The organism is Burkholderia sp. LK4 (assembly GCF_001043615.1).
GTDB lineage: Bacteria > Pseudomonadota > Gammaproteobacteria > Burkholderiales > Burkholderiaceae > Burkholderia > Burkholderia cepacia.
Map to the genome: position 1 here is coordinate 1 of NZ_LDUL01000052.1, position 15,119 is coordinate 15,119.

The window sequence follows — 15,119 nt, forward strand, 5'->3', positions numbered from 1 at the left end:
CAGCGCGCTCGGTATGGCCAGCGGTGGTTATTACGTGTTCGGACCGTCGGGCGTACATGGCGGCATTCACTATGAGTCGGCGATGGCCAACCTGCTGTCCCTTGACGAGGGCATTGGCGCCATGACCAAAGGCGAAGTGGTCGCCTACCGGATCAATCGCGAATACCCCACTTCCCCCGGGGCGGCCAATGTGCCGACGACCGCCGAATCCACCTCGGTGGCCTTCAGTATCGGCTTTGTCCTGACAAGTCACGTCACACCCTGGAATATCCGATCGGCAATAAGCTCACTTGTTCTTGGATAATATCTGTAAAGACATCGTGGAGTAAGTCGTGACTGTCCTTGTGAGATGGGGTGTGCTTGTCGCCGTTATATTTTATGCTTCCGCAGTGACTGCGAGGGAGGTTTATCACACTGTGGAGGATGACGGGCTGACAAATCAAAATCATGATCTGACGAAGGAAGTTGCTGCTCATAGATCATTTTCTGTATACAAATCTTTAGGTTGCCGCTTAATAGGTGAGCCCATCAATTTGGATGACAAGGGAAAAGCATTTCTATTCACCACGAAGGATGCATGCGGATGGGGAACTGCTCTCGGACCTATGTGGATCGTGCATGTGAGAAACGGTCATGCTGGCAAAGTGATTTTGGCCGCAGGGGGCTACTCTGTCGAGGGCAGGTCTAGTTTCTCGCATGGAATGCGAGACGTAGAAATCCGATGGGGTAACGCGGGGTTTATAGCGGCACAAAGTTACCGCTTTGACGGTGTGCGATACAGATCCGTCGGCCCCGCGAGAAGGCTCGCTCCGGCGGGGGGGCTCCGATAAGGGAAACAAAGATGGAGGTGGGACGTGAGACAGATCGTGTAGCCAAACGGCAAGTGAGTTCTCTTACGCTAGAGGCAAGGAGAACTCGATGAAGATCGTCGTCTGCCTGTTAGAGACGGTTTCATAAAGACTGCTAATTCCGCAGCAAGGTGTTCCATCAGATCAAACAGCAACCGAGTTCGAGGAAAGCTTGATGGATATCGGCGCGATGCTCAAAACCGATGCGGGGACGTCGGAGGTGATGCAATCAGGCATGCGTGCGCGCAACGACCCAGCGAACCTTTACGAGACCGCTGCCGTGAGGTTCCCCGAGCGTGGCGATACTGGTTGGAATGCCGTGTTCGTGCAGGATGCGTCGGTGATCGTAATCACGATTCGCGTAGACGCGTCTGGGACGGCTCAGTGGTCGAGCGCGAACACTTTTGAGCGGCGCAGTCGACTCGATCAAGGGAGTCAATTGCGTGACGGCGTTACGGTTTGCGCCAGTCAGGATCGCCGCGATCGGCGTGCCTTGGGCGTCGGGAGTTTTTTTGTATCCACTTCATTTTTGATGATGGGGAGTATGCCATCGAGTTCAGTGTTGAAAATGCAGGTTGAGGCCTGAGTTGTGTGTTGCTTATTAATGGATTTCGTGAGGGGTGATGCGCAAAAGTGAATTGTATTTGGTTGATCTGGGGCAGTTTTTTTGCGCTTGTCGGTAATCGTTTTTCTGTTTCTTTTTGGGCTCCCTGTCTCGGAACTCAGTGAGTCGATGCAGCATTATGGTTTTTATCAGAACTGTGGCCTGTCACTTAGCCTTCCAAGGATCCTTGCTCCCGTTGTTGATTCTGAGGTCAGTCCTTGTGCGAACTCGTATCGAGAGCAAAGTGGAGCAACGATGCTGATTGGTTCTTTAGTTGGTGGCCGGAGAAATCCAGATCTACTCGAAAAATTGCCAGCGTTACACATCTACAGGCGGGATCTCGATCGTGTTCTGAATTCATTGAATGGAAGTGGCTTGCGTCGAATTGCAAATGGATCTGTCATCTCGACAAGCGAACTGGAAGAGGCAGAGTGTGGATTATCTGGGGCGGCACATATATCCGAGATCGCGGGAGCGAATTGGAGCGGCTGGATCGCAGAGGATTTTTACAAAAATAACCAAGGCATTGCATCGAGTCGTGGCCACTGCGAGCGATTTGACAATCGGCACCGATGTATCAGGTTGGTCATTGGAAACGTGAAAGAAACAGTGGCAATGAGCCAATATTGCCTGGTGCGTCGAGATGGAGACTTCGACCTGGATGACGGGCTGAGCTACGAAATTTTTATGGAAATCCTCAAGTCTGTAAAACTGCTTGGAGAGTGAGACAAGAACCAGGGGCCACGTCACCGCTACCATGATGGCCTCTAGAGCATTAACAGGGTCGGATCGCTATCTGACGAGACACTTCACTTCGGCAAATAGTGAATGTAGGCGCAGTTGGTCCCGTCGCTCAGGCTCCACCGCAACCCCTGCATCCGTCCGAATCCCCGGACGGATACTTTCCGGAAATCCGGAAAGCCGGATTTCCTTGCCTGCCGCATTATGAGAAATACAATGAAAACAACGGCTTGAGGGGTTACGGAAACCTGGCATCGACCTTGCGATATAAAGCGCACGGCCATCCCCCGGCCGAACTACTACAGCAAGCAGCTATGCATGGGACTGGAGTAAGCGCTGAAGCGCTAACTCCAATCGACAGGAGACAACCGATGACCACTGCCTTCCTCCCCCTCCGGATGTCCTGAGGCATCGCTTGTTGCGGCACGGCAGCCGCGCGGGCGATTTGTTTCCCCTGACATTCGTCCGCGCGCGTGACGCCGTTTCCACGGCTCATCTACTTCAGCAGGAACCATCGTGAAGAAGAAACCCTTCTACAAAGTGCTCTATGTGCAGGTGATTTTCGCCATCATCGTCGGCGTGATCCTCGGCCATTTCTACCCGTCGATCGCCACCGACATGAAGCCGCTCGGCGACGGCTTCATCAAGCTGATCAAGATGGTCATCGGCCCGATCATCTTCTGTACGGTCGTCACCGGCATCGCCGGCATGGAGGACATGAAGAAGGTGGGCCGCGTCGGCGGCAAGGCACTCCTGTACTTCGAGATCGTGTCGACCTTCGCGCTGGTGCTCGGCCTCGCGGCCACGCACATCCTGCGTCCGGGCGTCGGCTTCAACATCGATCCGGCGACGCTCGACGGCAAGGCCGTCGCGTCGTACGCGGCGAAGGCGCACGGGCAGTCGACGGTCGACTTCCTGATGCACATCATCCCGAACACGATGGTCGATGCGTTCGCGCAGGGCGAGATCCTGCAGATCCTGCTGATCGCACTGCTGTTCGGCAGCGTGCTCGCGCACCTCGGCGAGCGCGGCAAGGTCGTCACCGACTTCATCGACGGGCTCACGCGCGTGCTGTTCGGCATCGTGCACATCGTCACGAAGCTGGCACCGATCGGCGCGTTCGGCGCGATGGCGTTCACGATCGGCAAGTACGGCGTCGGCTCGCTGGTGCCGCTGCTCAAGCTGATCGGCACGTTCTACCTGACGTCGGTCGTGTTCGTGCTCGTCGTGCTCGGCACGATCGCCCGCGTCACGGGCTTCTCGATCATCCGCTTCGTGTCCTACATCAAGGAAGAACTGCTGATCGTGCTCGGCACGAGCTCGTCGGAAGCCGCGCTGCCGCAGCTGATGGAAAAGCTCGAGAAGGCCGGCTGCTCGCGCTCGGTCGTCGGCCTCGTCGTGCCGACCGGCTATTCGTTCAACCTCGACGGCACCAACATCTACATGACGATGGCCGTGCTGTTCATCGCGCAGGCGACCAACATCGAACTGACGTGGATGCAGCAGCTCACGCTGCTGGCTGTCGCGATGCTGACGTCGAAGGGCGCGAGCGGCGTCACCGGCGCGGGCTTCATCACGCTCGCCGCGACGCTGGCCGTCGTGCCGACGATCCCGCTGTCGGGCATGGTGCTGATCCTCGGCATCGACCGCTTCATGAGCGAATGCCGCGCGCTGACCAACATCGTCGGCAACGGCGTCGCGACGGTCGTCGTGTCGGCATGGGAGAAGGAACTCGACCGCAACAAGCTGCGCCAGGCGCTGAAGGGCAGCGGCGAAGTCACGCCGACCGAGACGGCCGGCGTCTGACGTCATGAAGGAGCAGGCGGCGGCATCGCCCGCGGGCGGTGCGGCCCGCGGCGGCCAGGGCGGGCAGGTGGAGGCCTATGACACAATAGGCGATCCGCATCGCCAGGAAGCCTCGACCGTGACGCGCCGCCTGCTCATTCTCGTCGTGCTTGCCGCCGCGCTCGCCGCGGCGTGCACGCTGACGTGGACGATCACCTGGCGGCGCGGCGTCGCAGAGTTGCAGCGCAACGCCGCGGTGCGCGTCGACCGCACCACCAACGCGCTCAAGAGCACGCTCGACCGCTACGAATCGCTGCCTTATCTGCTCGGCAGCCATCCGTACGTGCAGGACCTGCTCGCCGAGCCGAAGCGCACCGACTACACCGCACGCGTCAACCGCTATCTCGAAGACCTCAACGAACACGCGCACGCGACCGTCACCTACGTGATCGGCGCGGACGGCCTGTGTGTCGCCGCCAGCAACTGGCGCGCGCCCGACAGCTTCGTCGGGATCGAATACCGCTTCCGCCCGTATTTCCTCGATGCGATGAACGGCCAGGTCGGCCGCTTCTTCGGGATCGGCACGATCTCGCGCGATCCCGGCTACTACATCTCGCAGCCCGTGTGGCGCGACGGCAGGATCGCGGGCGTCGTCGTCGTGAAGCTCAACCTCGAATGGTTCCAGGGCGCCGATGCGTCCGAGCCGCTCGTCGTCGCGGACGACCACGGCGTCGTGTTCCTGTCGTCGGTGCCCGCCTGGAAGTACCACACGCTGCGGCCGCTGACGGGGTCTGTCGCCGCGTCGATCTACGAGACGCGCCAGTACGCGCAGCAGCCCGTCACGCCATTGCCGCTGCGCATCGAGCAGGTGCTGGGCCCCGATGCGGAAATCGTGCGTCTCGGCGCGGGCCTGCGCGCGCCGCGCTACCTCGCGAGCAAGCGCCGGATCGGCGAGCCCGACTGGCTGCTCGTCACGCTGGCGCCGATCGCGCCCGTCGATGCCGATGCGCGCAACGCGACGATCGTCACGGGCTTCGGCTTCGTGTCGGTCGCGCTGCTCGCGTTCTACTGGCGGATGCGCCGCGCGCGCGTGCGCGAAATGATCCGCGGCCGCGCGCTGCTGCAGCAGGCGTACGCGGAGTTGAACCGGCGCGTCGAAGAGCGCACGGCCGACCTGTCGGAAGCGAACGAGCAACTGCAGAAGGAGGTCGGCGACCGGATCCGCGCGGAACAGGAACTGCGTGCCGCGCACGACGAACTGATCCAGGCGAGCAAGCTCGCCGCGCTTGGCCAGATGGCGGCCGGCATCACGCACGAACTGAACCAGCCGCTCGCGGCGCTGCGCAGTTTCTCGGACAACACGCGTGTGCTGCTCGATCGCGGCGAGCAGGCGGCCGCGCGCGAGAACCTCGAGGCGATCGCCGCGCTCACGGAGCGGATGGGCAAGATCACGAACCAGCTGAAGCTGTTCGTCGGCCGCGCGAAGCCGCGCAACGAGCAGGCGCTCGTCGTGCGCGCGCTGCGCAGCGTGCTGTCGTTGCTCGACGAGCGCTTGCGCGGCGTCGCGCTCACGCTGACGTTGCAGGATGCGACCGTGTCGCCCGCGCACGATGCGCCGCTCGACCTGGCGCGCGACTATCCCGAACTCGTCGCGCGCTGCGAGGACCTGCGCCTCGAACAGGTGCTGATCAACCTGCTCGGCAACGCGCTCGACGCGGTCGCCGGTGTGGCGGCGCCGGCGATCGAGGTGACGGTCGCGGTGTCGGCCGCGACGCTCGCGATCGAGGTGCGCGACAACGGCTCCGGCATCGCGCCCGACCTGCTGCCGCGCCTGTTCGAGCCGTTCTTCACGACCAAGGAAATGGGGCGCGGGCTCGGGCTCGGGCTCGCGATCTCGTCGTCGATCGCGAGCGACGCGGGCGGCGCGCTGACCGCGCGCAACGCGCCGTCGGGCGGCGCGCTGTTCGTCTTGACGCTGCGGCGCGCCCGCACGCATCATCCGGACTCCGTGTCCGAGCCGGCGGGCTCGCGCTAGGCGCGCCATGCCGCCCGCCCGATCGGTGCACGATCGGTATCAACCGACGCCGCGCGCGCTGCCGCCGTGCGGCCCGTCAGGAGCAAGTGAGTACGATGGCCAACCGCCTGCAAGTGATCTATATCGAAGACGATGCGCTCGTTCGCCGGGCAAGCGTGCAGAGCCTTCAGCTGGCGGGGTTCGACGTCGCCGGCTTCGAGTCGGCCGAGGCAGCCGAGAAGGCGATCGTCGCGGATACCGCCGGCGCGATCGTCAGCGACATCCGGCTGCCCGGCGCGAGCGGGCTCGACGTGCTCGCGCAGTGCCGCGAGCGCGTGCCCGACGTGCCCGTGATCCTCGTCACCGGGCACGGCGACATCTCGATGGCCGTGCAGGCGATGCGCGACGGCGCATACGACTTCATCGAAAAACCGTTCGCGGCCGAGCGCCTGATCGAGACGGTGCGCCGTGCGCTCGAGCGGCGCGAGCTGGTGCTCGAGAACCACGCGCTGCGGCGCGAGCTTGCCGGGCAGAACGTGGTCGCGCCGCGCATCATCGGCCGCAGCCCCGCGATCGAGCAGGTGCGCAAGCTGATCGCGAACGTCGCGCCGACCGACGCGTCGGTGCTGATCAACGGCGACACGGGCGCCGGCAAGGAGCTGATCGCGCGCAGCCTGCACGAGCTGTCGCCACGTCGCGACAAGCCGTTCATCGCGGTGAACTGCGGCGCGCTGCCCGAGCCGATGTTCGAATCGGAGATGTTCGGCTACGAGCCCGGCGCGTTCACCGGCGCCGCGAAGCGTCGGGTCGGCAAGCTCGAGTACGCATCCGGCGGCACCTTGTTCCTCGATGAAATCGAAAGCATGCCGCTCGCGCTGCAGGTGAAGCTGCTGCGCGTGCTGCAGGACGGCGTGCTGGAGCGGCTCGGCTCGAACCAGCCGATTCGCGTGAACTGCCGCGTCGTCGCGGCCGCGAAGGGCGACATGAGCGAGCTCGTCGCGGCCGGCACGTTCCGGCGCGACCTGCTGTACCGGCTCAACGTCGTGACGATCGCGCTGCCGCCGCTTGCCGAGCGCCGCGAGGACATCGTGCCGCTGTTCGAGCACTTCATGCTCGACGCGGCCGTGCGTTACGCGCGGCCCGCGCCGGTGCTGACCGACCGGCAGCGCGCGAGCCTGATGCAGCGCGACTGGCCCGGCAACGTGCGCGAGCTGCGCAACGCGGCCGACCGCTTCGTGCTCGGCGTGGCCGACATGCCGCAGGAGACGGGCGCGAACGGCGGCGACGCCGACAACGAGCAGACGCTGAAGGAGCGCATCGAGCAATTCGAGCGCGCGGTGATCGCCGAGGCGCTGAACCAGACGGGCGGCGCGGTCGCCGCGACGGCCGACCGGCTGCATGTCGGCAAGGCGACGCTGTACGAGAAGATGAAACGCTACGGGCTGTCGGCGAAAGGCGAAACCGAGCGCTGAAAAGCGAACGGACCGCGGAACCGGGTTGCCCGGTCGTGCGGTCCGTCGTGCAGGGAAGGGCGCGGCGCGCGGCCCTTCGAGCCGGATCGGGCGGCGCTCAGGCCGCGTTGCTGTCGAGTGCCTTCTTGAGCAGTGCGTCGAGTTCCGCGAACTGCGGTGCGCCGACGTAGCGCTTCAGGATCTTGCCGTCCTTGTCGACAACGAAGGTCGTCGGCGTGAGCTGCACGTTGCCGAACTGCTTCGCGACGCTGCCGTCGTCGAGCGCGACCTTGAACGGCAGCTGGCGCGTCTGCGCGTAGTTCGCGACGTACATCGGCGGATCGTAGTTCATCGCGACCGCGACGAATTCCAGCCCCTGACCCTTGAAGCGATTATAGGTATCGACCATCTGCGGCATTTCCTGCATGCAGGTCGCGCAGCTCGTCGCCCAGAAGTTCACGAGATAGACCTTCCCTTTCAGGTCGCCTGCGGTCGAGACCTTCTGGCCCGACAGCAGCGTGAACGTGGCGTCCGGCACGGTGGACTTGCCGTTGAACGCGAAGAAGCCGGCAACGGCGATCGCCGCGACGACGGCGGCGGCGACGATGTAGCGGACGGGGCCGGCGCTGCGCCGGGCGGGAGGCGTGGTGTTCATCTGGGGCTCTCGGAGTCGGTCGATGACGCGGATCGAAGCAAAGGACATCGAAATTCGGCGCTCATTTTAGCGCGAATGCGGGATGTGCACCGACGGCGGCCGCACATCCCGGAATTCACGTTCGGCGGATAATGCCCGTTTTGCCTGCCCGCTCCACGCCATGCCGAAGGAAGTCACCGATTCGTTGCGCCCCCTTTTTCGTCCGCTGCGACACTTCGCCGCGCTCGCGTGCATCAGCGTCGCGCTGGCCGCGTGCTCGCCGTCGTATGACTGGCGCACGCTGCACAACGACGCCGGCTACACCGTCGACCTGCCGGCGAAGCCGACCGTCGAGCAGCAGCCGGTGGCGATCGGCGGCGCGTCGATGCCGATGCGGATGCAGGCCGCGCACGTGGACGGCGCGGTGTTCGCGGTCGGCACGCTGACGCTGCCGGACGACAGCGACGACACGCGCCGCGCGGCGCTCGAGTTCCTGCGCACCGGGCTGTCGCGCAATCTCGACGGCGCGCCGCAGACGGCTGCGGTGCCGGTGCCGCTTGCGGCCGGCGGCGCGGTGAACGGGCTCGAGCTGCGCATCGCGGGCGCGGCCGCTGGCGGCGATCGCGCGCGCAAGACGATCGTCGCGCGGCTTGTCGCGCGCGGTCGGCATGCGTACCAGGCCGTCGTGATTGCCGACGGGCCGCTTGCCCAGGAGCAGCTCGACCAGTTTTTCGGGTCGTTCAAGCTCGACTGACGGCATCGGCGAGCGCGCCGGGGCACCCCCTGACAACTGAAAGTTCGTTCGCAACTTTCGGCGCTAGTCGCCGGATTTTGCGAGGTTTTTTCGGCTATCCACAGCGCATGTGGATAACTTTGTTGAAAAGTTGCCCGAATTTCCCGCCAAGCCGCGCGGGACGGCCTTCCGGTCCATTTGGTCGCTCGCTCGCGTTTTTGGAAAAGCCAATCAAAACAACGAGATACGGATTCCGTGCTGCAAAGGTCCCGCCGAGCCCCGATCCGGGGCCGGATTGGTGGAATTGTGCATAAGTCAAGTCTTGACAGCCGGATTTTGTCCTCCGAGGGCACTCACAGCGCCGTCAGCGCGCGTCGGTAGCGGATCGCCTCGGCGATTTGCGCGGCCGTCGGCAGCGGGTCGCCGGCCAGGTCGGCGATCGTCCGCGCGACCTTCAGCACACGGAAATACGCGCGCGCCGACCAGCCGAAACGCTCGCCGGCCTCGCGCAGCAGCCGCTCGCCTTCGTCGGTCGGCCGGCACAGGTCGTCGGTTTCGCGGCCGCTCAGCATGTGATTCGTCTTGCCCTGCCGGTCGAGCTGCAGCGCACGCGCGTGTGCGACCCGTGCGGCCACCGCGGCACTCGGCTCGCCGGGCGCCGTCGCGCGCGACGCGAGTTCGGCCGGCGACAGCGCGGGGAGGTCGATCTGGATATCGATGCGATCGACGAGCGGCCCCGACAGCTTGCGCAGGTAGCGCGCGGCGACGTCCGGCGTGCAGCGGCAGCGGCCGGACGGATCGCCGTGCCAGCCGCACGGGCAGGGATTCATCGCGGCGATCAGCTGGCACGCGGCGGGAAAGTCGGCCTGCTGCGCCGCGCGCGAGATCGTGATGCGGCCGGCTTCCAGCGGCTCGCGCAGCATTTCGAGCACGTGCCGGTCGAATTCCGGGAGCTCGTCGAGAAACAGCACGCCGAGATGGGCGAGCGTGATCTCGCCCGGTTGCGGCGGGTTGCGGCCGCCGACCAGCGCGGCGGCGCTCGACGAATGATGCGGGGCACGGAACGGCCGCCGGCGCCACTGTGCCGGTGAAAAGCCGACGCGGCTGGCGGAGAGGAGCGCCGCCGACGTCAGCGCCTCGTCGTCGGTCAGCGGCGGCAGGAGGCCCGGCAGCCGTGCGGCCAGCATCGACTTGCCGGCGCCCGGCGGCCCGACCATCAGCATGTGATGGCCGCCCGCGGCCGCGACTTCCAGCGCGCGGCGGGCACCGCGCTGGCCGACCACGTCGGCGAGATCGGGGGCGGCCGGCATCGGCAGGCCGTCGAGGCACGGTGCCGCGACCGGTGGGAGCCGGGCGTCGGGCGTGCCGGCGAGGTGGGCGCACAGCGCGGGCAGGTCCGGCGCACCGAACACGGTGACGCCCGGCACGAGCGCCGCCTCGGCGGCGCTGGCGAGCGGCAGGTACAGCTCGGGAGCATTTGACGCGACGGCGGCCGGATCGGGGGCGGCCCGTTGATCACCGCTGCCCGAACCGGAAGGCGCGCTGGCGCCCGAACCGGAACCCGCACCGCTCTCCGCGACCTGCGAGTCCCGCGCGACCCCGCACGCCATCGCGAACGCGCCGCGCATCGGCCGCAGCGCGCCGGTCAGCGACAGTTCGCCCGCGAATTCGCGGCCGGCCAGCGCGTCGGCCGGGATCTGGCCGTTCGCGGCGAGGATGCCGAGCGCGATCGGCAGGTCGAACCGCCCCGACTCCTTCGGCAGGTCGGCCGGCGCGAGGTTGACGGTGATGCGGCGCACCGGGAATTCGAAGCCGCAGTTCTGCAGCGCGGCACGCACGCGCTCGCGGCTTTCGCGGACCTCGAGATCGGGCAGGCCGACGATCGAGAACGACGGCAGCCCGTTGGCGAGATGGACTTCGACGGTGACGTCCGGCGCACGGCCGGAGGCGGGCGCGCGACTGCGCACCACGGCGAGCGACATGGCGAGGCTCCTGTAAACAAGACGGACGGGCGACGCTGTTCGTGGCCGCGTGCCGCGGTAATCGGAGAAATCGGTGCGCGCTTGCCGGCGTGGCGCGAGGAAAGAACGAGGTGTTGCGAACGACGAACAGCGAAGAGCGGAGGTGCTGCGAAGAGCGATGAACGGCTAAGAGCGGCGTGCTGCGAAGAGCGATGGACTACGAAGAGCGGAGGGTGCTGCGAAGAACGACGGACGACGAAGTGCGGAGGAAGGTGCCGGACGCGGGCCGCACGAGGCGGCCCGCGTCCGGACCTTGCGGCCGGGTGGGGCGTCAGGCTTGCGGCGCGGCGAGCTTCTGCTCGAGTTCGGCGACGCGCTTTTCGAGTTCCTCGAGGCGCACACGGGTGCGGGCGAGCACTTGCGCCTGCGTGTCGAATTCCTCGCGCGTGACGAGGTCGAGTTTCGAAAAGCCTTGCGACAGCATGGCCTTCACGTTGCGCTCGACGTCCTTGGCCGGCGAGTTTTTCAGCAGATCGCTGACGCGCGACTGCAGATCGTTGAAAACATCGCTGGGTTGCTTCATGTGATTCCCCTTCCTTGCACAAAAAATGTGCATCTTCAGTTGCGTACGTGCCCATGATGCACGCATGACCGGAAATGGTGCGCCGGGAGCGCGAATTCCGGGCATGGCGCCGGCATGGGTGAATGGCCCGGTGACCCGGGACGTGCGTGCACTCTAGCAACGTTCCTTTCGCCGCGCCAGCAAACCCGCCCGCGTTGGCCATTCGGCCGGGCTTGCGCACCTTACATCGCGGGATGCGACCCCTTGATGAAGCCCTTTGAAACGGTGCTCGAACCGACATGGCATGCGAGTTGCTGAGGAGAGTCCGTTACAACTTTCCAACCAATTCGACGGGACAACTCAGCGAGAGGACTTCATGAAACTCATTACCGCAATCATCAAGCCGTTCAAGCTCGATGAGACGCGCGAGGCGCTGTCGGCGCTTGGCGTCTCGGGAATCACGGTGACCGAGGTAAAAGGGTTCGGCCGCCAGAAGGGGCACACCGAGCTGTATCGCGGCGCCGAATACGTGGTCGATTTCCTGCCGAAGATGAAGATCGAGGCAGCGGTGTCCGACGATCTCGTCGACCAGGCGGTCGAGGCGATCGAGCGGGCCGCGCGCACCGGCAAGATCGGCGACGGCAAGATCTTCGTCACGGCGATCGAACAGGTGATCCGGATTCGCACCGGGGAGACGGGCGCAGACGCGCTGTAACAGAACAGACAAGACAAGCGACAAGAGGAAACCCAAGATGCGCAAACTTCTGATGTCCCTGCTGATGGCCGGCTCGCTGATCGCGGCAGGCGTCGGCCCCGCGCTCGCCGACGACGCGGCGTCCGCGCCCGCCGCAACGGCTTCCGACGCCTCGGCTGCCGCCGCGCCGGCCGCTTCGGCACCGGCCGCAACCGATGTATCTGCACCGGCCGCTGCCGCCGCACCGGCTTCGGGCGCCGCCGACGCATCGGCCGCCGCCGCCGCGTCCGCGCCGGCCGCACCGGCTGCGCCGACCGCACCGTTCTCGGTCGATTCGTCGAAGATCAGCGCGGGCGACACCGCGTGGATGCTGACGTCGACCGCGCTCGTGCTGTTCATGACGATCCCGGGCCTCGCGCTGTTCTACGCGGGCATGGTCCGCAAGAAGAACGTGCTCGCGACCGTGATGCAGAGCTTCGCGATCACCGCGGTGATCACGGTGCTGTGGACGGTGGTCGGCTACAGCCTCGCGTTCACGCCGGGCAACGGCTTCATCGGCGGCCTGTCGCGTGCATTCCTGCACGGCATGAACTACATCAAGGGCGACAAGGCGACGACGCTGACCGTCAGCCATCTCGCGACGACGATTCCGGAATCGGTCTACTTCGTCTACCAGATGACGTTCGCGATCATCACGCCGGCGCTGATCTGCGGCGCGTTCGCCGATCGCATGAAGTTCTCGGCGATGCTCGTGTTCATGACGCTCTGGTCGCTGATCGTCTACGTGCCGGTCGCGCACATGGTGTGGGAGCCGACCGGCTGGCTGTCGGCCGACGGCGTGCTCGACTTCGCGGGCGGCACGGTGGTGCACATCAACGCCGGTATCGCGGGCCTCGTGTCGTGCCTCGTGCTCGGCAAGCGCGTCGGCTACGGCCGCGAATCGATGGCGCCGCACAACCTCGTGCTGACGATGATCGGCGGCTCGATGCTGTGGGTCGGCTGGTTCGGCTTCAACGCGGGCTCCGCGGTTGCCGCTGACGGCCGTGCCGGCTTCGCGATGCTGACCACGCAAGTGGCGACCGCCTGCGCGGCGCTCGGCTGGATGTTTGCCGAGTGGATCGCGAAGGGCAAGCCGTCGGTGCTCGGCATCGTGTCGGGCGCGGTCGCGGGTCTCGTGGCGATCACGCCGGCCGCCGGTTTCGTCGGCGTGGCGGGCGCACTGGTGATCGGCATCGCCGCCGGCGTCGTCTGCTTCTGGTCGGCGACCTGGCTCAAGTCGAAGCTCGGCTACGACGATTCGCTCGACGCGTTCGGCGTGCACGGCATCGGCGGGATTCTCGGCGCGCTGCTGACGGGGGTGTTCGCGGTCAAGGACATCGGCGGCGCCGACGGCAGCCTGCTGCTGCAGGCGAAGGGCGTGCTGATCACGCTGGTCTACAGCGGCGTGCTGAGCTTCGTGCTGCTGAAGCTGATCGACCTGACGATGGGCCTGCGCGTGTCCGAAGAGGAAGAGCGCGAAGGTCTCGACGTGATCCTGCACGGCGAGCACGTGGAATAAGTCACACGAATCAATGGCGGGCCGCCGCGACGACGGCGCCCGCCCCGAATGAGCGCAGCGACTTCGGCCCGCCCACCCGGCGGGCTTTTTTTCTCCTGTCACGCACTGACGTAGCGGATAACCCTTCACTCTATCGGGTCAATAGCCGAAAACTTCCTGCATATCCTTGTGAAGCCGGGAACAATCCCCAAATGGGCAAGGCAATTGCTCTACAATCTTCATTCTCCCGCTCGCGAGTGATTCATGGTTCCCCACCTCGTTACGGCGTTGAACGGTCCGCTGCTCGAACTCGAGCAGAAGATCCTCGACGCGACGCCTGCGATCGAACGCTGGTTCAGGCTCGAATGGCAGGAACACACCCCGCCGTTCTATTGTTCGGTGGACCTGCGCAATGCCGGCTTCAAGCTGGCGCCCGTCGACGCGAACCTGTTTCCCGGCGCGTTCAACAACCTGCCGTCCGAAGTGCTGCCGCTCGCCGTGCAGGCCGCGATGGCCGCGATCGAGAAGATCTGCCCGGACGCGAAGAACCTGCTCGTGATTCCCGAGCTGCCGACCCGCAACGCGTTCTACCTCGAAAACGTCGCGCGCCTCGCGACGATCATGCGCCAGGCCGGCCTGAACGTGCGCTTCGGCTCGCTCGACCCGAGCATCACCGACATGACGCCGATCACGCTGGCCGACGGCCAGAAGATCGTGCTCGAACCGCTCGAGCGTTCGCAGCGCCGCCTCGGCCTGAAGAATTTCGACCCCTGCTCGATCCTGCTGAACAACGACCTGTCGGCCGGCATTCCGGCCGTGCTGGAAAACCTGCACGAGCAGTACCTGCTGCCGCCGCTGCACGCGGGCTGGGCCGTGCGCCGCAAGTCGACGCACTTCTCGTGCTACGACGACGTCGCGAAGAAGTTCGCGAAGATGGTCGGCGTCGATCCGTGGATGGTGAATCCGTATTTCGCGCACGTGGAAGGCGTCGACTGGCAGGCGCATGAAGGCGAACAGGCGCTCGCCGACGCGATCGACGGCGTACTGAAGAAGATCGCGCGCAAGTACCGCGAATACGGGATCAGCGAGAAGCCCTACGTCGTCGTGAAGGCCGACGCGGGCACGGCGGGGCGCGGCGTGATGACCGTGCACGACGCGGCCGAGATCGGCCGGATGTCGAAGGCCGAGCGCGCGCAGATGGCCGAGTCGAAGGCCGGCCTCGCGGTGCGCGACGTGATCGTGCAGGAAGGCGTGTATACGTTCGAGCGCGTCGGCGACGAAGTGGCCGAGCCCGTTGTATACATGATCGACCGCTACGTGGTCGGCGGCTTCTACCGCACGCACGCCGGCCGCGAGCGCGACCAGAACCTGAACGCGCCCGGCATGCACTACGTGCCGCTCGGCTTCGAGCACACCGCGCTGCCGGATGCCGGCGCGAAGCCGGGTGCCGCGCCGCCGAACCGTTTCTACATGTACGGCGTCGTCGCGCGGCTGTCGCTGATCGCGTCGTCGATCGAACTGGAAAAGACCGACCCCGAAGCCATCCAGGTATAAC

Annotated in this window: 12 protein-coding genes and 1 pseudogene; 9 read left to right on the plus strand and 4 right to left on the minus strand. The window is 65.4% G+C overall.

From position 1 onward, the window contains the following. A partial coding sequence (locus VK92_RS42590) for a hypothetical protein (RefSeq protein WP_048029161.1) occupies positions 1 to 304 on the plus strand: 304 nt, incomplete at its 5' end. Positions 305 to 987: 683 nt separating this feature from the next. Here the strand turns inward: VK92_RS42590 and VK92_RS43135 are convergent. Continuing rightward, positions 988 to 1,350: pseudogene (locus tag VK92_RS43135) on the minus strand (IS5/IS1182 family transposase); the annotation flags it as partial. A gap of 357 nt (positions 1,351 to 1,707) precedes the next feature. Between VK92_RS43135 and VK92_RS42025 the strand changes: the two are divergent. The 4 genes from VK92_RS42025 to VK92_RS25550 all read left to right on the plus strand — a co-directional run bounded on the left by VK92_RS42025 (position 1,708) and on the right by VK92_RS25550 (position 7,464). Then, entirely contained in the window at positions 1,708 to 2,178 is a 471-nt protein-coding gene (locus VK92_RS42025; protein WP_131723361.1) for a hypothetical protein, read from the plus strand. A gap of 531 nt (positions 2,179 to 2,709) precedes the next feature. After that, entirely contained in the window at positions 2,710 to 3,999 is a 1,290-nt protein-coding gene (locus VK92_RS25540; protein WP_048025700.1) for a dicarboxylate/amino acid:cation symporter, read from the plus strand. Between the two features lie 4 nt (positions 4,000 to 4,003). Continuing rightward, positions 4,004 to 6,013 carry a sensor histidine kinase gene (locus tag VK92_RS25545; RefSeq protein WP_048025699.1) on the plus strand — a complete coding sequence of 670 codons (2,010 nt, stop codon included), beginning with the start codon at positions 4,004 to 4,006 and terminating at the stop codon, positions 6,011 to 6,013. A 95-nt stretch (positions 6,014 to 6,108) separates the two neighbouring features. Next, positions 6,109 to 7,464: a sigma-54-dependent transcriptional regulator gene (locus VK92_RS25550; protein WP_027789045.1), complete on the plus strand. Its 1,356-nt coding sequence runs from the start codon at positions 6,109 to 6,111 to the stop codon at positions 7,462 to 7,464. Between the two features lie 97 nt (positions 7,465 to 7,561). On the opposite strand, the gene VK92_RS25555 is transcribed toward VK92_RS25550, so the two are convergent. Beyond that, complete coding sequence (locus VK92_RS25555) at positions 7,562 to 8,098, minus strand: TlpA disulfide reductase family protein (protein WP_027789046.1); 537 nt, start codon at positions 8,096 to 8,098, stop codon at positions 7,562 to 7,564. A gap of 160 nt (positions 8,099 to 8,258) precedes the next feature. Here VK92_RS25555 and VK92_RS25560 point away from each other — a divergent pair, with 160 nt between their 5' ends. Further along, entirely contained in the window at positions 8,259 to 8,831 is a 573-nt protein-coding gene (locus VK92_RS25560; RefSeq protein WP_048025698.1) for a hypothetical protein, read from the plus strand. A 332-nt stretch (positions 8,832 to 9,163) separates the two neighbouring features. On the opposite strand, the gene VK92_RS25565 is transcribed toward VK92_RS25560, so the two are convergent. Both VK92_RS25565 and VK92_RS25570 read right to left on the minus strand, forming a co-directional pair. Then, the gene (locus VK92_RS25565; protein WP_048025697.1) at positions 9,164 to 10,792 is read right to left on the minus strand and encodes a YifB family Mg chelatase-like AAA ATPase; all 1,629 of its coding nucleotides are present in this window, start codon (positions 10,790 to 10,792) and stop codon (positions 9,164 to 9,166) included. A gap of 310 nt (positions 10,793 to 11,102) precedes the next feature. Then, the gene (locus tag VK92_RS25570; protein ID WP_006489451.1) at positions 11,103 to 11,354 is read right to left on the minus strand and encodes an accessory factor UbiK family protein; all 252 of its coding nucleotides are present in this window, start codon (positions 11,352 to 11,354) and stop codon (positions 11,103 to 11,105) included. Positions 11,355 to 11,709: 355 nt separating this feature from the next. Between VK92_RS25570 and VK92_RS25575 the strand changes: the two genes are divergently transcribed. The 3 genes from VK92_RS25575 (at position 11,710) to gshA (ending at position 15,118) form a co-directional block, all read left to right on the plus strand. Beyond that, entirely contained in the window at positions 11,710 to 12,048 is a 339-nt protein-coding gene (locus VK92_RS25575; protein WP_027789049.1) for a P-II family nitrogen regulator, read from the plus strand. A gap of 37 nt (positions 12,049 to 12,085) precedes the next feature. Beyond that, positions 12,086 to 13,585, plus strand: coding sequence for an ammonium transporter (locus VK92_RS25580; RefSeq protein ID WP_048025696.1), 1,500 nt, complete (start codon positions 12,086 to 12,088; stop codon positions 13,583 to 13,585). A gap of 243 nt (positions 13,586 to 13,828) precedes the next feature. Next, positions 13,829 to 15,118: a glutamate--cysteine ligase gene (gene gshA, locus VK92_RS25585; protein ID WP_011353295.1), complete on the plus strand. Its 1,290-nt coding sequence runs from the start codon at positions 13,829 to 13,831 to the stop codon at positions 15,116 to 15,118. The last annotated feature ends 1 nt before the right edge of the window (position 15,119 follow it).